The 17,641-nt window shown below is 45.5% G+C and carries 13 protein-coding genes; 8 read left to right on the forward strand and 5 right to left on the reverse strand.

Annotated elements, in window-relative coordinates; translation table 11 throughout:
* Window positions 1-4: 4 nt before the first annotated feature.
* Complete coding sequence (locus tag CYQ88_RS06050; protein WP_101840462.1) at window positions 5-2,302, reverse strand: primosomal protein N'; 2,298 nt, start codon at window positions 2,300-2,302, stop codon at window positions 5-7.
* A 239-nt stretch (window positions 2,303-2,541) separates the two neighbouring features.
* Between CYQ88_RS06050 and CYQ88_RS06055 the strand changes: the two genes are divergently transcribed.
* The 5 genes from CYQ88_RS06055 (at window position 2,542) to CYQ88_RS06075 (ending at window position 10,406) form a co-directional block, all read left to right on the forward strand.
* Window positions 2,542-3,123 (forward strand): cytochrome b/b6 domain-containing protein, encoded by a 582-nt coding sequence (locus tag CYQ88_RS06055; protein ID WP_101840463.1) that lies wholly within the window; start codon window positions 2,542-2,544, stop codon window positions 3,121-3,123.
* Between the two features lie 148 nt (window positions 3,124-3,271).
* On the forward strand, window positions 3,272-4,474 hold the full coding sequence (gene trpB / locus CYQ88_RS06060; RefSeq protein WP_101840464.1) for a tryptophan synthase subunit beta: 1,203 nt from the start codon (window positions 3,272-3,274) through the stop codon (window positions 4,472-4,474).
* Between the two features lie 11 nt (window positions 4,475-4,485).
* Window positions 4,486-5,304, forward strand: coding sequence for a class I SAM-dependent methyltransferase (locus CYQ88_RS06065; RefSeq protein ID WP_101840465.1), 819 nt, complete (start codon window positions 4,486-4,488; stop codon window positions 5,302-5,304).
* 103 nt (window positions 5,305-5,407) lie between these two features.
* Window positions 5,408-6,400 (forward strand): ABC transporter substrate-binding protein, encoded by a 993-nt coding sequence (locus tag CYQ88_RS06070; protein ID WP_158236018.1) that lies wholly within the window; start codon window positions 5,408-5,410, stop codon window positions 6,398-6,400.
* The gene (locus CYQ88_RS06075) at window positions 6,387-10,406 is read left to right on the forward strand and encodes an EAL domain-containing protein (RefSeq protein WP_158236019.1); all 4,020 of its coding nucleotides are present in this window, start codon (window positions 6,387-6,389) and stop codon (window positions 10,404-10,406) included. The genes CYQ88_RS06070 and CYQ88_RS06075 overlap by 14 nt, the downstream gene beginning before the upstream one ends.
* A 39-nt stretch (window positions 10,407-10,445) precedes the next feature.
* Here CYQ88_RS06075 and pdxH read toward each other — a convergent pair whose 3' ends face one another.
* The 4 genes from pdxH to tmpT form a co-directional block, all read right to left on the reverse strand.
* Window positions 10,446-11,105, reverse strand: a complete 660-nt coding sequence (gene pdxH, locus CYQ88_RS06080) for a pyridoxamine 5'-phosphate oxidase (RefSeq protein WP_101840468.1) — start codon at window positions 11,103-11,105, stop codon at window positions 10,446-10,448.
* Window positions 11,106-11,107: 2 nt separating this feature from the next.
* A complete protein-coding gene (locus CYQ88_RS06085; protein ID WP_101840469.1) occupies window positions 11,108-11,575 on the reverse strand; it encodes a YaiI/YqxD family protein in 468 nt (155 codons plus the stop codon).
* A gap of 73 nt (window positions 11,576-11,648) precedes the next feature.
* Window positions 11,649-13,496, reverse strand: coding sequence for a DNA helicase RecQ (recQ, locus tag CYQ88_RS06090; protein ID WP_233188825.1), 1,848 nt, complete (start codon window positions 13,494-13,496; stop codon window positions 11,649-11,651).
* A 73-nt stretch (window positions 13,497-13,569) separates the two neighbouring features.
* Window positions 13,570-14,208 (reverse strand): thiopurine S-methyltransferase, encoded by a 639-nt coding sequence (tmpT, locus tag CYQ88_RS06095; RefSeq protein WP_101840470.1) that lies wholly within the window; start codon window positions 14,206-14,208, stop codon window positions 13,570-13,572.
* A gap of 109 nt (window positions 14,209-14,317) precedes the next feature.
* Here tmpT and CYQ88_RS06100 point away from each other — a divergent pair, with 109 nt between their 5' ends.
* Genes CYQ88_RS06100 through CYQ88_RS06110 form a run of 3 tightly spaced genes read left to right on the forward strand, consistent with a single transcriptional unit; the run spans window position 14,318 to window position 17,527 of the window.
* The gene (locus CYQ88_RS06100; RefSeq protein ID WP_101840471.1) at window positions 14,318-14,842 is read left to right on the forward strand and encodes a protein disulfide oxidoreductase; all 525 of its coding nucleotides are present in this window, start codon (window positions 14,318-14,320) and stop codon (window positions 14,840-14,842) included.
* Between the two features lie 16 nt (window positions 14,843-14,858).
* A complete protein-coding gene (locus tag CYQ88_RS06105; RefSeq protein WP_101840472.1) occupies window positions 14,859-15,575 on the forward strand; it encodes a hypothetical protein in 717 nt (238 codons plus the stop codon).
* A gap of 20 nt (window positions 15,576-15,595) precedes the next feature.
* Window positions 15,596-17,527, forward strand: a complete 1,932-nt coding sequence (locus tag CYQ88_RS06110; protein ID WP_101840473.1) for an ATP-binding cassette domain-containing protein — start codon at window positions 15,596-15,598, stop codon at window positions 17,525-17,527.
* The last annotated feature ends 114 nt before the right edge of the window (window positions 17,528-17,641 follow it).

Genomic DNA, 17,641 nt, shown 5'->3' on the forward strand with positions numbered 1-17,641 from the left:
CAACTTAACCCATTTCTTGCGGATCCACATCAATTGACCATCTAACTTTTTTTGCAAGCGGCAATTGATACAGCAACCCTTCCACTTCGGCCAACCATTGGTGCAATTGACTTCGTTGCCGTCCCTGCAATAACAGTTGATATCGAAAGCGCCCTTGGCGTTTTAGCATCGGCGCACTCACCGGACCAAAAACCTCTAAACTGGCTAAGTCCACCTGTCCATAGGCATCTCTTTGGCTAGCGGCCTCATCTACTAAATCGCTGATTTGTTTGTTAATTGGCGGTAATAAAACTGACATTCTAGCAAAATTTAACGCCTGTTTTATTTCATTTAATAACAACCACCCCAATTGCCCATCGATGGCTTCCGCTCGCAATAATATTTGATACTGAAAAGGTGGCAACTCCGCCTGATGTCGTCCTTTTAACGCCTGCTGCGCAAAGGCCGGATAGCCCTTTTCCACCAAAACTTTTAATAAAGGATGCTCAGGGTGATGCGTTTGAATCACCACTTCCCCTGCGAACTGACCTCGTCCTGAACGCCCGGACACCTGGACAATTAATTGTGCCATACGCTCAGCGGCTCGGAAGTCACAACTAAACAAACCTTGATCGATATCAAGCATTCCCACCAAAGTAACCTTGGGGAAATGATGACCCTTAGCTAGCATCTGAGTGCCGATTAATATATCGGCCTCGCCGTTACTGGCTTGTTCAGTTAAGGCTTGCATCTGCCCTTTCAGGCGAGTGGTATCCCGATCAATGCGCAAGAAAGAGGCCTGTGGAAAATGCGTCTGCACCCATTTTTGGATTTGTTCTGTTCCCACGCCCACACTTGCAAAGTGATCAGCGCCACAGCTTGGGCAGGAATGCGGCGCAGGCGCTTGTGCGCCACAATGATGGCAACGCAATTCGTTCACCTGTTGATGATAGGTCATATTGGCATCACACTGCTCGCAAACCGCCTGCCACCCGCATTGATGGCAAATCAATACTGGCGCAAATCCTCGTCGATTTAAAAACAATAGAACCTGGTGCCCGTTGGCTAGATGTTCTGCCATTTTCTGCTGCAAAGAATCACTAATCCCCGCTACCATCGGCTCACCACGGACATCTAGCAACTTGATATCGGGCATTTGAGCAGCCCCAGCGCGCTGCAATAAGGTCAAATGGTGGTAACGCCCCAACTGAGCATTGTGCAAAGTTTCAATGGACGGCGTCGCCGACCCCAATACCACAGGCACCTGCTGTAATTGCGCTCGCCTCACCAAACAATCTCGCGCTGAATAGCGAAAGCCTTCCTGTTGCTTAAACGATAAATCATGCTCTTCATCTAAAATACATACCCCTAAATTCGCAAAGGGGGTAAACAAAGCTGAACGCGTGCCTAACAAAACCGAAACTTGATGCGATTTCACCGCATACCAGGCACAATGCCTTTCCTTGTCATTTAAACCCGAATGCATCACGGCAACAGGCGTCTGCAAAAAGGCCTCAAAACGGCGAACAGTTTGTGGCGTCAAACCAATTTCAGGCACTAATACCAAGGCTTGCTGACCTTTTGCAATCACCGATTGAATAATGTCTAAATAGACTTCGGTCTTACCACTACCGGTCACGCCTTCCAATAAAAAAGCATCAAAACCGGAACTGGCTAACACCGCATCCACCGCGGCTTGCTGTGGTGGATGCAAAATATGACCAGGCCTGGGTAATTTTTCGCGTGCGGAAAAGGCATTGATACAAGGCAACTCAATTTCCGATACCCAACCTTGTTGTTGAAACCGTTTAAGGGGCGTGCGCCAATTTCCCGGCACCGCCAATTTAAAGTCTTCCGCCGTTACCGCGCCCGATTGTTGCTTTAGAAACGTCCAAACTACTCTTTGCTGTGAGGCATTAGTCGGTATTTCCGATTCTGCCTTGTTACCTGAAACTGTTAATTGCCAGGCAGCGACACCCGCGACGGTTTGCGATTCTCCCGCTCGCAATCTTTTGGGGAGTGCCGTTTGCACAACCTGACCAATTGGCTCGTGATAATAATGGCTCGCCCAGCGTAAAAAATGCATTTCCGCTTCAGAAAAAAGTGCAGCCTCATCCACCACTGAATCTATCGCTTTAATCTTTTCAGCGGCCAATTCGGTGCTTTCCGTCAACGACATCACCAACCCGATCATTTTTTTATTCCGAAAAGGCACCCAGACGCGACCGCCCACGACGGGGAGTCCTGTCTCAGCCAATACTTCAGGAACCGCATAATCTAATGGGGACAAAAAAGGGCCTGGCACCGCAACTTTTACAAACATAACGCGCTTTATACTTTCAACTGATTGTGACAATGGGCATCATTGTATCCTGAAAACAGCTTAACGGAGACTTTTGAAAAAAGGCCGTTGAGTAATAAAATCTTTAAAATTTACTTTTATTTAATTTTTTTTTAAGATTTCTGCCTTAAACTTTGGGGTTAGAGTCTGCCCATACCGGTAAAGTTTGCGTTAGACAAATAACAAAGACTCCCTTTTAAAAACCAAATAGGAGATTTAAGATGGACAATACAGATAAAACGTTTTTCCCTCTCGTCCACCGCTTACTACACTGGGGCTTTGCGTTCGGAATGTTGTTAATATTATTAACCGTGCTCCTCCGGCTGGGCTGGATGGAAAAACACCACATGGCGCAAATGCTGATGGATGCCCCTCAGCTTGCCAACGCGCAATTAAGTGAATCCGATGCCGTGAAAATTGCCAAATCCATTCGCAACGTGATGTTTGACTGGCATTTATATGCCGGCTACTTTCTAACGGCATTACTGCTACTGCGCTTTGGTTACATGAAAGCCAACGGTCTGTACTTTAAAGGCCCCTTGGATCCAACCGCGACGGCTAAAGAAAAAATCAAAGCCATCTCTTATCTCGGCCTTTATGGTTTTGTTGCATTATCGCTTATCAGTGGTTTATTGATTGTCTATGGCCCAGCCGACTGGAAACACAGTATCGAGGAGTTTCATGAGCTGGCATTATGGTATTTAGTGCCATTTTTAGTCTTACACTTTGCGGCCATCATTAAAGCAGAAACCGGTGAAGAGCCCGGCATTATCACCCGTATGATCGGTGGCCGTAAGCCATAACCTCCCACCTCTATCAAAAAATGGCCAGGCCTGGTCATTTTTTGATTAAAATGACTTCTCAAATCGATCCTAAAATCGACTTTACGATTACTCAGCGCATCTCGATGGCGTCATTAATATCATTTTTGAATTTTCAAAAGGAACGGCTATGTCTTATTTAAAGAACTTTCCCAATGCCGAAGGGTATTTCGGAGATTTTGGTGGCGCTTTTTTACCGCCAGAGCTTGAACCCCATTTCGCAGAAATCAATCAAGCCTACTTAACCTTGGGACGGTCTGCCGACTTTTTGAATGAACTGAGCTATATTCGTAAACACTACCAAGGTCGCCCCACACCGATTTATTACGCCCACAACCTCAGCCGCGATGTCGGTGCACATATTTATTTAAAACGCGAAGACCTTAATCATTCCGGCGCACACAAACTCAATCACTGTATGGCCGAAGCACTGTTAGCCAAACACATGGGCAAGACCAAACTCATTGCTGAAACCGGTGCCGGCCAGCATGGTGTAGCCCTCGCTACCGCAGCGGCCTATTTTGGGATGGAATGTGAAATTCACATGGGTGAAATCGACATTGCTAAAGAAGCGCCCAATGTGACTCGTATGAAGCTGTTGGGTGCCACAGTGGTACCCGTTTCATTTGGCGGCCGTAGCTTAAAAGAGGCGGTCGATTCCGCGTTTCAATCTTATGTCCCACAAGCGGACACCGCTTTATTCGCCATTGGTTCGGTCGTTGGCCCACATCCCTTCCCGATGATGGTGCGTAACTTCCAATCGGTAGTCGGCCATGAATCACGCCAGCAATATTTAGAAATGGTTGGCGAATTGCCTGATCAGGTTGGCGCCTGTGTCGGCGGCGGATCCAATGCATTGGGCCTCTTTGCTGGCTTTATAGAGGATGAAACCGTCACTCTAAATGGAGTTGAACCACTTGGCAAAGGCACCAAACTCGGCGAGCATTCCGCCACCATGACTTACGGAAAGCCCGGCATGATACACGGATTTAAATGTTTACTGCTCTCCGATGACGAAGGCAATCCGGCACCGGTTCACTCCATTGCATCTGGCTTAGATTATCCCGGCGTCGGCCCAGAACACTCTCACCTAAAAACTGCTGGTAAAGTCCAATATCATGGCGTTACTGACGCTGAAACTTTAGATGCATTTTATAAACTGTCTCGCCGAGAAGGGATTATTCCCGCCTTAGAAAGTGCTCATGCCGTCGCTTGGGCAATGAAGTACGGCCAGGAAAACCCAGGCACGACGATGCTGATTAATTTATCTGGCCGTGGCGATAAAGACATTGACTATGTGACTGAAACCTTTGGCTTTGAAAAAGACCGTTAATCGCGCTGACCATGCATATTGCCATTGCCGAGACTGCCCTACCTGAACGCACTCACGCGCTAGCCACAAGGTTAGGGCTACCGCTGACTCGGGAATTGGACACCCCGCCACCGATGGAATTGGGTTGGTGGCAAGACCCCAAACAACCGTGCACCCCCGATGGTTCTCCCGACTATAAATTGGCACTGTTTCCCCCTCAGTCAGGCCCCGTTTTTATTGACTTTATTCAAGGCAAGAAAAACCATCGCCGTCAATTTGGCGGCGGCAAGGGGCAACCCTTAGCACGCGCGGTAATCGCACAACAACAACCGCACATTATTGACGCCACTGCCGGTATGGGCGGCGACGGCTTCGTATTTGCCAGCTTAGGCTGCCAGGTCACCTTGATTGAACGCTCTCCCATTATTGCCGCATTATTGGCCGATGCCATTGAGCGTACCCAACACCCCGACACACCAGATGACATTCGCGCTATTATGGAACGCATTACGCTCATTGAAGCTGATGCGGCAAGCTTTTTGTCGGCACCAGATATCCAGTGTGATGTGGTGTATTGCGACCCGATGTATCCCGAAAAAAAGAAAACCGCTGCCGCTCCCAAAGAAATGCAAGCACTACAACAATTGGTCGGCCCTGACCAAGACAGTGAAACCCTCCTCATCTCAGCATTACAAGCAGCGCAAAAACGGGTGGTGGTCAAACGCCCCAAAAAAGCCCCTCCCCTCACTGGGCCAAAACCAAATGCTCAGATTTCAAGCCCGAATACCCGCTATGACCTCTACACCACCAGGTTATCCACCACACCAAACGAACACAGAGGACATTTATAACAAACCCCAAAAAAAATTTGCGCTAAACTTGATGGGATAATTTCAAGCCAAATCCTGCCTATGATATGATCATCAAACCCTATACAAAATGTGGACAATTTTCATGACAATTTCTCGAAGACAATTTATCAGTCGTTCCATTGGGGCCGGTTTGTTGTCCAGTTTATCGGTCATGGGTCTCTATAGTTGCGGTAAACCAAATACCGTTCGCATCGGCTCGCACCCCTGGTTGGGTTTTGAATTTTTACACCTGGGACATCGTTTAGGTCAATTACCAGACCATATTCAATTTAGTGAATTCCGATCTGCCAGTGAAGTTCTGACCGGGCTTTCAAAAAAACAAATCGACGTTGCGACTCTCAGTTTGGATGAAGTCCTGATTGCCCGTGCTAGAGGCATTCCGATGACGGTCATAATGGTGTTTGATATCTCCGCAGGAGCCGATATGTTATTGGTTCCAGATCACATCAGACATTTGGCCGATATTAAAGGGTTACGAATTGGCTATGAAGTGTCTGCCCATGGGCAACTGATTTTGTCGAAATTACTGGAAGCCGCAAACCTATCACCAGGGGAGGTTTCAGCAATCGCCATCCCGCCCTACCAGCAATTTGAAGCATGGCAAAACAATCAAGTTGATATCGTGATTACCCATGAACCTTATGCGTTTCAATTTTTCGCAGAAGGATTTAATGCCATTTTTGACAGCCGCCAACTGCCAAATATGAACTATGATGTCTTAGCCGTCAGAACGGACATGCTCTCTCAACTCAGTCGTTCGTTAGATGATTTAACCGCAATCCACTTTAAGATGGTAAAATCGTTTCAATCGAATCCCAGTGATATGTTGTATGAAATGACCAACACCATCCACAATCGTGTACCGATTGACGTAATGAAGCGTGGACTGAGAGGCATTGCACTACCCACTTTGGAAAGAAATCATTCAATTTTATCAGATACCGAAACCTTAAAAACCATGGTGAAAGCATTAATGCCCTACACTGAGTTAACCCCAGAGCAACTTCCAGATGATATTCATCAGCTTTTCACCTCCGACTATTTACCCAAATATGTATCGAATGGCAGTCATTAACCGCATTTTTACATTTGCTCTCAATGCACTCGTTACCTTAGGCGTGTTGTGTGGTGGCATTGCACAGGCTGACCATGCTAAATCGACAATAAACCTCGCTGTATTTGCCCACTCCAACGCCGAAGCAACGATAAAACGTTACCAACCCCTTGCCGACTATTTATCGCAACAACTACCTCATCATACCGTCAAACTCTATGCGATGGATGATTCGGCACTGAGAACGGCTGTGCAACATAATCAAATTGACTTGGTACTGGCGAACCCGTCGCTCTACCAGATCATTCGCCATGAAAATGCATTAAACAATGCCATTGCTACCGTCCAAACCGCCTATAAAGGCAAGCACCTCAATACCTTCGGGGGGGTCATTTTTAGTTTGTCAGGCCGAGAAGATATTCAATCACTGAATGACTTAGCCAATAAAACCATTGCCATTCCTTCTTTCCGAAGCTCTGGCGCTTTTAGTATACCGATGGCTGAACTGGCCAAACATACAGGCCTGACCCAACAGGACTTAAACTTTATCACGACCCATGATAATGAAAGGGTCATTGAAGCCGTATTATCAAAAAAAGCCGATGTCGGTTTTGTCCGCAGCGGTATCCTTGAACAATCGATTAACGATGGTAATCTCTCCGGTTTAGATATTAAAGTCATTCACGCTCGGGATCTATTCAACTATCCCTTCAAGCTGTCGACCACCCTTTATCCGGAATGGCCCTTTGCCGTACTCAGTCACATTGATGAAACCACCACCAAACAAATCGCCTTGGCACTTTATAACTTAACGGCTGACCACCCCGCAGCCAAAGCCGCTCAAATTGCCGGGTTTATCCCGCCATCGGATTATTTACCTTACGAGAAAATCCTACGTGAGTTGCAACTAGAACCTTACCATATCCCTCCCCAATTCAGCCTAAAGCAATTTTGGCAGCAATATACGTTTGATATTATTTTAGTCGGCATTCTGATCATTATTTTGGCGATTAGCTTATTACGCGCTCTCTACCTCCACCAGCGTTTATTAAGCTCGATGCAACTGGTTCAGCTACATGAAAAAGTGCTCAGTGATAAAGCTGCACTGGACGAAATATTGCTGGCGTTACCTTCTCAAATCACCAAATTATCAGAGTCTGACTTTATTCATCAAGCACTTGATGAGATTGAAGGTCATATCGGAAGCGAAGTCGGTTTTGTTCATCTGTACAATAACCAGAACCAAACCTTTGAACTCATCACCCACTCTAGCCAAACCACTCGAAAACAGTTTCATGAGATTATTGTTTCTTCTTATGCGATTGAGGAAGCCGGGATTGAAGCACAAATATTACAAACGCAAAAACCGCTTATTTTGAATGACATCTCTGCAGGAACAGAATCGATTGGTCAGCTCAATGATCTCAGCCCTTTAACTCGGTTACTCATTGTTCCCGTAACCTACCAAGATCGGGTTGAAATGCTATTTGCACTTGCCAATAAATCATCGGATTATACCCATGAAGATGTCAATGCACTTCAACTACTCGCGAATGAAATTTGGCGACTGATTGAACAAAAAAGAACCCACCGACAAATCATTAAACAACAACATCAATACGAACGTTTGGTCGATGAGATTGGCGAAAACTATTGTCTTTATAGCTTGAATGCTCAAGGCATCATTACCTATATCAGTGACAGCGCAGCGGTGATTTTTGAAACCCAAACCGAACAAATCTTAAATCAATATTGGCACCAAGTGATTCAATGCTTGCCCGAAGACCAAGCCATTGTTGATGACAGCATCCAAAACCTACTTAATAAGCATCAAGCTAAGAATGAGTTTAGTTTTCGCTTTGATGCCCGCTCGGGACAGCGTAAAACCCTTAAACTCATTCAACATGCGACCCTCGACAAGGACGGAAAACTCATTTCCATTGACGGCTTGATTGAAAATATTACCGAGCAAACTGAAACCGAAAATGAACTTCGGCAAGCGGCCAGCGTCTTTACCCATGCACAAGAAGCCATCTTAATTACCGATCCAAGTGGCGTCATCCTTAATGTCAACCAAGCTTTTGAAAAGATTACTGGCTACAAAAAAGCCGAAGCACTTGGCAATACACCCAAACTTTTGAACTCGGGTAAGCAAGACAAAGACTTTTACGAAGAAATGTGGCGTCAACTGATTGAAGACGGTAAATGGTCAGGCGAAATTTGGAACAAACGTAAAGATGGTCGAATTTATCCTGAAAAACTAACGATTAGTGCCATCTACAATAAAGATGACACCATCAAAAATTATATTGCCTTATTCTCGGATATTACCGTCGAAAAAGAACAGCGTAGTCAACTTGAACTGATCGCCCACTACGATATGCTGACCGGTTTACCTAACCGAATGCTATTTGCAGATCGGCTAAACCAGGCTATTGCCAGTGCCAAAAGACACGCAACCTCCATTGCCGTATTATTTATTGATCTGGATGGTTTTAAAGCCGTTAACGACCAACATGGTCATCAAGCGGGTGACTATTTATTAAGAACTATTGCCAAACGTTTCAAGAGCGCCATTCGGGAAGAAGATAGCATCTCACGTTATGGTGGGGATGAGTTTGTGGCCGTCATTTTAAATGCTGACCACCTAAAAACTCTTACGCCATTACTGAAACGGTTTCTGGATCATGCCAATGAACCGATTTTATATCAAGATATGACATTTAGTGTCTCCGCCAGTATTGGGGTTACCTTTTTCCACCATCACCAGGACTTGGATGCAGAACAAGTGATTCGCCAAGCGGACCAGGCCATGTACCAAGCTAAAATGCGCGGTAAAAACCAAACTTATGTATTTGATATCCATGGTGCTGACCAGATCACCAGTAGCGAAGTCATTGCTTTAAAAGATGCTATTAAAAATAATGAGTTAGTTCTTTATTATCAGCCTAAGGTCAATTTAAAAACAGGAAAACTTTATGGCTTAGAAGCCCTAATTCGCTGGCAACATCCCGACAAAGGTTTACTCCAACCGAGTGATTTTGTTCATTTAATTCAATCACCTGAACTGGCCTTCGAAGCGGGCTTCTGGGTCATCGAGGCAGCCTTTAAGCAGATGCGTGCTTGGCAAGTAGAAGGAAAACTGTTGCCGGTCAGTGTCAATATAGATGGTGTGCTATTACTTGATCACAGGTTTTCAAATCATTTACCAACTCTATTGGAAAAATATCATCAAATACCGCCGAGCTTCCTCACTTTTGAAATTCTGGAAACCTCGGCCATAGAAGACATTGTTAGCACCACTAATGTCATGAAACGTTGTACAGCGATGGGCATTCAATTTTCGATTGATGATTTCGGCACGGGTTATGCCTCTCTCACTTATCTGAAAACATTGCCGGTTCATGAATTAAAAGCTGATTTGAGCTTTGTTAAAGATTTACAAACCGATCCACAAAGTCTTTCTATTATGGAAAGTATTATCGGCATGGGGAACGCCTTTAACCTAAATGTGGTTGCAGAGGGGGTCGAAACGGAATATGTCGCCAACCTGTTACTTAAACTCGGTTACGAATTAATTCAAGGCTATGAAATCAGTCGTCCCATGCCTGCAGATCATGTTCTTGAGTGGCTCCAGCACTGGCATACCAAACCTCAATGGCAAAGTATGACACATGCGACGGAAGATGAATTGGTGTTTATCACTGCGGCCATTGAACATCGCGCTTGGATTAATCAAATCGAATTCTTTTTAACCGACCGCGCCGACTGGCCACCTGAAATGGATGGGACAAGATGCCGTTTTGCCCATTGGTTAGAGCAAAAAGAAGCGAAGGATAGGTTGCCCGAATTACAATACCAACATGTTCAAACCATTCATGCACAAATTCATGAACTGGGTCAAAAACTGATTACTGAAAAACTCAATGGCAACCATCACAATGCTAAGAATGGCCTCGAAAAGCTCCATGAGCTTAAAACAGAGTTGCTAAAAAATATCGATTACTCAAGATTAACGCATGACTAAATTCTTGTGCCTAGTTTTCCCAATTTTATGACGGTTTTCTTAGGGCGCTAACCGTTTCTTTAACCAACGATTCTCAGAGTCCAGCCATTCGTAACAAATTCGGTCGTGCAAACGATTATCACCACCCTGCCAAAATTCGATTTGGTGCGGCACCACTCGATAGCCGCCCCAAAAATCCGGAAACGGCACCTCTCCAGATTGAAACTTTTGTTTCATTTTTTCAAACTGACTTAACAGCACTTGTTTAGAGGAGACCACCTGGCTTTGCTGACTGACCCAAGCCCCTATCTGACTGCCTTTTGGGCGACTGGCAAAATACTTCATCGATTGTGCCAATGAAATCTTCTCCGCTTTCCCCAGTACCTTCACTTGGCGTTCTAACGCCAACCAAGGAAACAACAGAGCCACGTTTGGATTCTGTGCAATCTGCTTGGATTTTTCACTTTGATAGTTGGTAAAAAACACAAAACCATCTGTATCAAACTGTTTTAACAAGACTGTTCGTAAACTTGGCTGACCCTGTGCATCCACAGTCGATAAACTCATCGCATTCGGCTCTAATAAATCGGCCTCTTGCGCCTGTTTGAACCAAATTTCAAATTGTCTAAAAGGGTTGTCGGCACTATTCTCTTCATCCAATCCGCCTTTTAAATAGCGTTGCCGAAGTTCGGCTAAATCTAAAAATGTTGAATCACTCACGCCTATTCTCCTGTCTCACGCGACGTTGCTGCGCGTTGCAAAAAACGATCTAACTGATTAGCAAATGCCTGGCGATCTCGCTGGTTTAAAGGTGGCGGCCCGCCGGTATTCACGCCACTGGAACGAACGGCATCCATAAAGTTACGCACCGTAAGTCTCGCTTGGATATTATCTAGGGTATAGAGTTCCCCCCTTGGATTTAAAGCCGTTGCACCCTTGCCAATCGCTTCCGAGGCCAAAGGGATGTCTGCGGTAATCAATAAATCACCTGGTGCTATCCGCTTCACAATCGCATTATCCGCCACATCAAACCCTTGACCCACCTGCAGAAAATCAATCCAATGTTGTTTCGGCAATCGCATGGCATGATTCGCCACCAAGGTCATCGGAATCCGTGTGCGTTGAGATGCTTTAAATAATATCTCTTTAATCACCACCGGACAGGCATCGGCATCCACCCATATTTTCATTGTATCGTCATCTCTTTAATTAAGAACGGCTTCTAAAACAATTCTACCCAGGCCTGGTCAAAACGCTCGCTACTCAGACATTCTCTAGGCTGCGAAGTTGGGTTAAAAACTCAAATCCATACCGGGCGAGCTTCCGTTCCCCCACCCCGTTAATGGCTAAAAGATCGCCATCCGTTTGGGGGCGTTTCTTCACCATTTCAAACAGCACCGCATCACCAAACACTTGATAGGCCGGCCTTTCTTCACTGTCGGCGATCTCCTTACGGAGTTGCCTTAATTCTTCAAAAGCTTGACGCTCGGATGCCGTTAACTCAGCCTTATCCTGTTTTGCGCCGGATCGCTTAAGCGATATCAAAGAATCCCGTGGTGAAGCCAATTGCAAACTCACTTGGCCTCTTAACACTTCTCCTGCCTTCGCCGTGAGCCTTAACACAGAATAGTGTTGAATATCTTGACGCAAATACCCCAAATGAATTAGCTGGCGAAAAATAGACTCCCACTGGATTGCCGACAAATGCTTACCAATGCCATAGGTACTCAATTGCTGATGGTTCGATAATCGGATTCGCTCATGCTCCAAACCACGCAACACATCAATCACATAGCGCATGCCATAGGATTCCTGCAACCGATAGACACACGATAGCGCTTTTTGCGCTTCGGTGGTACCGTCATAAAACTTCGGTGGATTCAGGCAAACATCACAATTGCCACAATTCTGCTCCAACGATTCCCCGAAGTAATGCAACAACACCTTACGTCGGCAAGTCATCGCCTCAGCAAACTGCACCATCGCTTCTAATTTGTGCGCTTCAATACGCTGTTGTGCTTCATTCGGGTTCTGATTGACAAAATACCGTGCCGTATTCACATCTTGCGCGCCATACAATAACAGCGCCTCAGAAGGCAAACCATCTCGCCCCGCCCGCCCGGTTTCTTGATAATAGCCTTCAATATTTTTTGGCAAATCATAATGCACCACAAAACGGACATTGGGCTTATCAATACCCATCCCAAATGCAACCGTGGCAACGACAATCGTGACTTCATCTCGCATAAACTGCTGATGAACACTGTGACGTATATCCGAAGGCAAACCTGCATGATAAGCTTTGGCACTGTAGCCAGATTGCTGCAGCTTTTGCGCCACTTCTTCAACCCGCTTACGACTCAAGCAATAAACAATACCACTTTGATCCACAACGGCTTGATCGGCTAAAAACGTCAACAATTGTTGCATTGGCTGATGTTTTTCAGCCACACGATAGCGAATATTTGGACGATCAAAGCCACTGATATGCACTTGTGGCTGTTGCAATTGTAGCCGGTCTAAAATATCCTGACGAGTGACCTCATCCGCTGTAGCGGTCAGCGCCAAAAAGGGCACTTGTGCAAACGCTTGGCGTAAACTACCGATCTGACTATATTCGGGACGGAAATCATGCCCCCATTGCGACACACAATGCGCTTCATCAATCGCAAATAATGCAATGGGCAACTGTTGTAATTGTTTTAAAAAACTCTCATTCAGCAATCGTTCTGGCGATACATATAGCAAATCTAATTGGCCGGTATGCAATTGCATTAGCACTTGATCGGCGGTCTCAAAGTCCAAAGTGGAATTATAGTAAGCGGCTTTGACACCGTAGGCTTTAAGCGCACTGACCTGATCTTGCATGAGTGCGATAAGCGGTGAAATCACGATGGCCGTGCCTGGCAAGATTAGGGCCGGAATTTGATAACAGAGCGACTTACCGCCACCGGTGGGCATTAGCACAAAACAATCCTGCCCAGCCAGCAAATTTTCAATCACCGCTTGCTGATGCGCACGAAATGACTGGTAGCCAAATACCGTTTGTAAAACCGTCAAAGCATCCACCGGAGGTTTGGGTGGATTGGCCATCAAAGCAGCATTGTCCATCTATTTATTCAGTCCCTAAAATATTGGCGCTAACATAATCGATTCGGTCTGAAATAACAAGAGGGCGACTCAATTAGCGGTTTTTCCGCTGACAAACATACACACTCTCTGTCACCTCAACACCTTTGCGCTCAGCAGTGGCGGATGCGATTTTTTGTAATTCAAAACTCTCCGAAAACAACTGTTCCACTTCAGCATCAGAGACCGAAAATGGCGGTCCACTCATCGCCGCCTGATCGTAATCCATCACAACCAATAACCCTGTTACATTCTCGGCGCAAATATCGGCTAAGTGTACCGCATAGCGTTGTCGCATATCAGAAGGCAAAGCCACTAAAGCGGCTCGATCATAAAATGCCTTAACATCACGACAGTCTTCCTCCGACAGCTTAAAGAAGTCACCACAGAATAAACGCATCTCTGCCGTTTGATGCCCATCAAACACCGCATGCTCTAGCGGTTCGGAGACGAGTTGATGTTCTGAGACAAACGCATCCAATGCTTTTTGACTCAATTCAACCCCTAATACCGAATGCCCCTGTTGCACTAACCAATTCATGTCCACGCTTTTACCACACAAAGGTACCAGTACGGTTTCATTTCCGTTTAAGTTCAAACTTGGCCAATAGCGCGTTAAAAAGTCATTCGGTTGAGGTTGATGAAATCCCTGCTGAGGTCGTTCCCACATTTGGTGCCAAAATTCTGCGTCCATCTATTTCCTTTGTTATCATAAAGCTTTCACAAATAGGTCATCGACCCCGTTATCACTGGACGGGATTCAAGGCCGAAAATATCTTATATTCTACATTGGACAAGCCTAAATGACAGAGCCGCAACACAAAATTCCCCTGTTAAAACGTAATTGGGTTCAAAACCTGTTAACGCTTTTGCTGATTTTGGCCATTTACCTAGCCATTCGCCCCTTTATGCAAGGCGATGTGATTGAAGGCGAAGCCCCTAACCTGAACACCACCAGCATTACTGGCCAACCAATTCAATTAGCCAATTACCAGGGGCAACCTGTTTTAATTCACTTTTGGGCAACCTGGTGTCCGATTTGTGACTTTGCCAAAGACGGTATCGAGCAGGTTGCCAAAGACTATCAGGTCATTAACATTGCTACTCAATCAAATGACGATGCGACATTACAAGCTTATGCAAAAGCCAATCAAATGAATGCCGATATCATTGTTAATGATCAAGATGGACAACTTATGAAACGCTTCGGCGCACGTGCAGTTCCCGCCAGTTTTCTGGTTGATAAGGACGGCAATATTGCGTTTGTTGAAGTGGGATATAGCACCAGCATTGGCCTAAAATTACGGCTATGGTGGTTAAGTCTTTAACGACGAAGTTGTAACCATGGCCAGACACCCGCACGGAAAAGTCATTCACAGCGTTCGAGATGCATTTGGGCTCATTCAAGTGGTAGAAACGGCTGATACTCGCAGCCTGTACTTTGATAGTTTGGTTGAACAAAGCCGTGCTTTTTTGCACGCCCCCTGCACGCTGGCATTTGAATATCAAGCCAGCTTATTAGAGGCCATTTTGGCCTTTTCCAATCAACGCCCAATTGACCGGGTATTAATGTTGGGACTCGGCGGTGGCTGTTTAGCAACGCAATTACACCTATTAATGCCCAATTGCCTTCAGGTTTTGGTTGAACAACGTGCGGCAGTGATTGACATTGCCCATCAATATTTTCAACTTCCGAAAACGGATACCCTCTTACCAATTGAAGCGGATGCCAGTGTTTTTGTCAAAGAATGGCCACTGGAACCTGACACCCGTTTTGATATTATCGTTATTGATCTCTATGACGGTGATAGTATGCCCTATGAATTTTCACAGGGTCAATTTTTAAGCCAATTAGCGCGTTTAGTTGCATTGCAAGGATGCTTGCTCTTTAATCTTTGGATCAGCAGTTCAGGCACCACCAGACGAGTTATTGAGTTTTGGAAAAACCTGCCCGGTGTTAAACTCGACTTTCAAACCATGAAGCACACCGGAAACTTAATACTTAACGTGCAATTTGAACAGGGGCGACATAGAATAGCGCCCACGATTGATTCCAACTAATAATTTTTAGAGACCCCTATATGGCTTTGCTATTTTTACGCGACCTTCACCTCAGCTTCGGCACCCAAATTCTGCTTGATAATGTTTCTTTTAAAGTCGAAGCCAATGAACGCGTCTGTATTGTCGGCCGCAATGGCGAAGGAAAATCCACGCTGCTCAAGGTCATTGAAAACACCCTACAGGCAGACGCGGGTACGCGGATTGTGCAAGATGGCGTTCACATTGCCAAACTGCAACAAGAAGTACCCCATGATGTGAGTGGTAGCGTATTTCATATTATTGCCTTAGGCTTAGGCGATATAGGCGAACAACTTGAACGCTTTCATCAACTCAGTCATGCGATGGCCGAAGACTATTCTGAAGCACTCATGAATCAATTGACCAAAGTGCAGCAGGCGATTGATGCACAAGATGGTTGGGCACTCAATCAGCGCGTCGATGCCATTATTTCCAAATTGTCACTACCAGCGGATGCCGAATTTTCATCGCTGTCTGGTGGCATGAAACGACGCGTGTTATTGGCGCAAGCCCTGGTACAAGAACCGGATATTTTGCTGTTGGATGAACCGACCAACCACTTAGATATCCCCTCCATCCAATGGTTAGAAAGCTTCTTAAAAAATCTGAATTGTAGTCTGGTGTTTATTACCCATGACCGCTCCTTCCTACAAGCTTTGGCAACCCGTATTGTTGAGCTAGACCGTGGACACCTGCATAACTGGGAATGCGATTACGCCACCTATTTAGAGCGTAAACAGGCGCAATTAGAATCCGAAGCCAAAACCAATGCTGAGTTTGACAAGAAATTAGTGCAAGAAGAAAAGTGGATTCGCCAAGGCATTAAAGCGCGTCGCACCCGAAATGAAGGACGTGTTAGAGCCTTGGAAAAACTGCGCGAAGAACATAAGGCGCGTCGCAGTCAACAAGGTAAGGCTAATCTACAATTTAACCAAGGCGGCAATTCAGGCAAACAGGTCATTGAAGTCAATGATCTCTGTTTTGCTTGGCCGAATAAGCCAGTGGTTCAAGATTTCTCAACACTGATTTTACGAGGCGATAAGGTCGGCATTATTGGCGCCAATGGCTGTGGTAAATCAACATTACTCAAACTGCTGCTGGGCAAATTGGAACCCCAATCTGGCAGTGTCAAAATCGGCACCAATATTCAAATTGCCTACTTTGACCAACACCGTGACCAACTCGATGAGAACAAAGTGGTCGTGGAAAGCGTTTTAGAAGAATCGGACTATATTGAAATCAATGGTCAACGCAAGCACATTATGGGCTATTTGGCAGATTTCCTATTCACGCCCGAAAGAGCACGCCAACCGGTTAAAGCCTTGTCTGGTGGAGAAAGAAATCGTTTACTGTTAGCCAGAGTGTTTTCAAAACCCTCCAACTTACTAATTCTCGATGAACCGACTAATGACTTAGACATCGAAACACTCGAATTGCTTGAAGAGTTGTTACTAAATTACCCAGGCACGGTGCTCATTGTCAGTCATGACCGCGCCTTTTTAAACAGTGTCGCCACTAGCTCCATCGTGTTTGACGCACCCGGTGAAGTCAATGAATATATCGGTGGGTATGACGACTGGTTACGTCAAAGACCGGCACACTTTCAGCAGCCGATTGCCGAGACATCTACCAAAGACAAATCCGACGCCAAGAGCACCATAGCCGAAGGGCACAACGGATCTGGACAAAAATCAGCACCGGTTAAAAAAACCAAAAAGCTTAGCTTTAATGAACAACGTCAATATGATGCCTTGCCGCAACAAATTGAAACCTTGGAGCAACAACTGGAAAGCCTGCAACAACAAATGAGCGATCCGGTCTTTTATCAGCGAGACGATGCCCAGCAACAGATTGACCTTCTGAATGAATATGAAACCGCTTTGGAAGCCGCTTTCGAGCAATGGGAGCAGCTTGAAGCCAAGCTAAATGAGTAGAAGGCGAGCCTTAAATAGGCTACAATTTCTCATCAACTTTTTTAAACCCCTTTTGCATGAGTTTCAAACTTAACGCCGAAGGTTATTTATGATCTCTTTTTAGGATTTATCCGC

The sequence above is a fragment of the Hydrogenovibrio sp. SC-1 genome (genome assembly GCF_002848135.1).
Taxonomy (GTDB): domain Bacteria; phylum Pseudomonadota; class Gammaproteobacteria; order Thiomicrospirales; family Thiomicrospiraceae; genus Hydrogenovibrio.

Coding starts and splice junctions, on each gene's coding strand:
- CYQ88_RS06105 (WP_101840472.1), top strand. CDS start 14,859: ATGGCCAGACACCCGCACGGAAAAGTCATTCACAGCGTTCGAGATGCA.
- CYQ88_RS06075 (WP_158236019.1), top strand. CDS start 6,387: ATGGCAGTCATTAACCGCATTTTTACATTTGCTCTCAATGCACTCGTT.
- CYQ88_RS06050 (WP_101840462.1), bottom strand. CDS start 2,302: ATGTTTGTAAAAGTTGCGGTGCCAGGCCCTTTTTTGTCCCCATTAGAT.
- CYQ88_RS06065 (WP_101840465.1), top strand. CDS start 4,486: ATGCATATTGCCATTGCCGAGACTGCCCTACCTGAACGCACTCACGCG.
- tmpT (WP_101840470.1), bottom strand. CDS start 14,208: ATGGACGCAGAATTTTGGCACCAAATGTGGGAACGACCTCAGCAGGGA.
- CYQ88_RS06070 (WP_158236018.1), top strand. CDS start 5,408: ATGACAATTTCTCGAAGACAATTTATCAGTCGTTCCATTGGGGCCGGT.
- CYQ88_RS06055 (WP_101840463.1), top strand. CDS start 2,542: ATGGACAATACAGATAAAACGTTTTTCCCTCTCGTCCACCGCTTACTA.
- CYQ88_RS06085 (WP_101840469.1), bottom strand. CDS start 11,575: ATGAAAATATGGGTGGATGCCGATGCCTGTCCGGTGGTGATTAAAGAG.
- recQ (WP_233188825.1), bottom strand. CDS start 13,496: ATGGACAATGCTGCTTTGATGGCCAATCCACCCAAACCTCCGGTGGAT.
- CYQ88_RS06110 (WP_101840473.1), top strand. CDS start 15,596: ATGGCTTTGCTATTTTTACGCGACCTTCACCTCAGCTTCGGCACCCAA.
- trpB (WP_101840464.1), top strand. CDS start 3,272: ATGTCTTATTTAAAGAACTTTCCCAATGCCGAAGGGTATTTCGGAGAT.
- CYQ88_RS06100 (WP_101840471.1), top strand. CDS start 14,318: ATGACAGAGCCGCAACACAAAATTCCCCTGTTAAAACGTAATTGGGTT.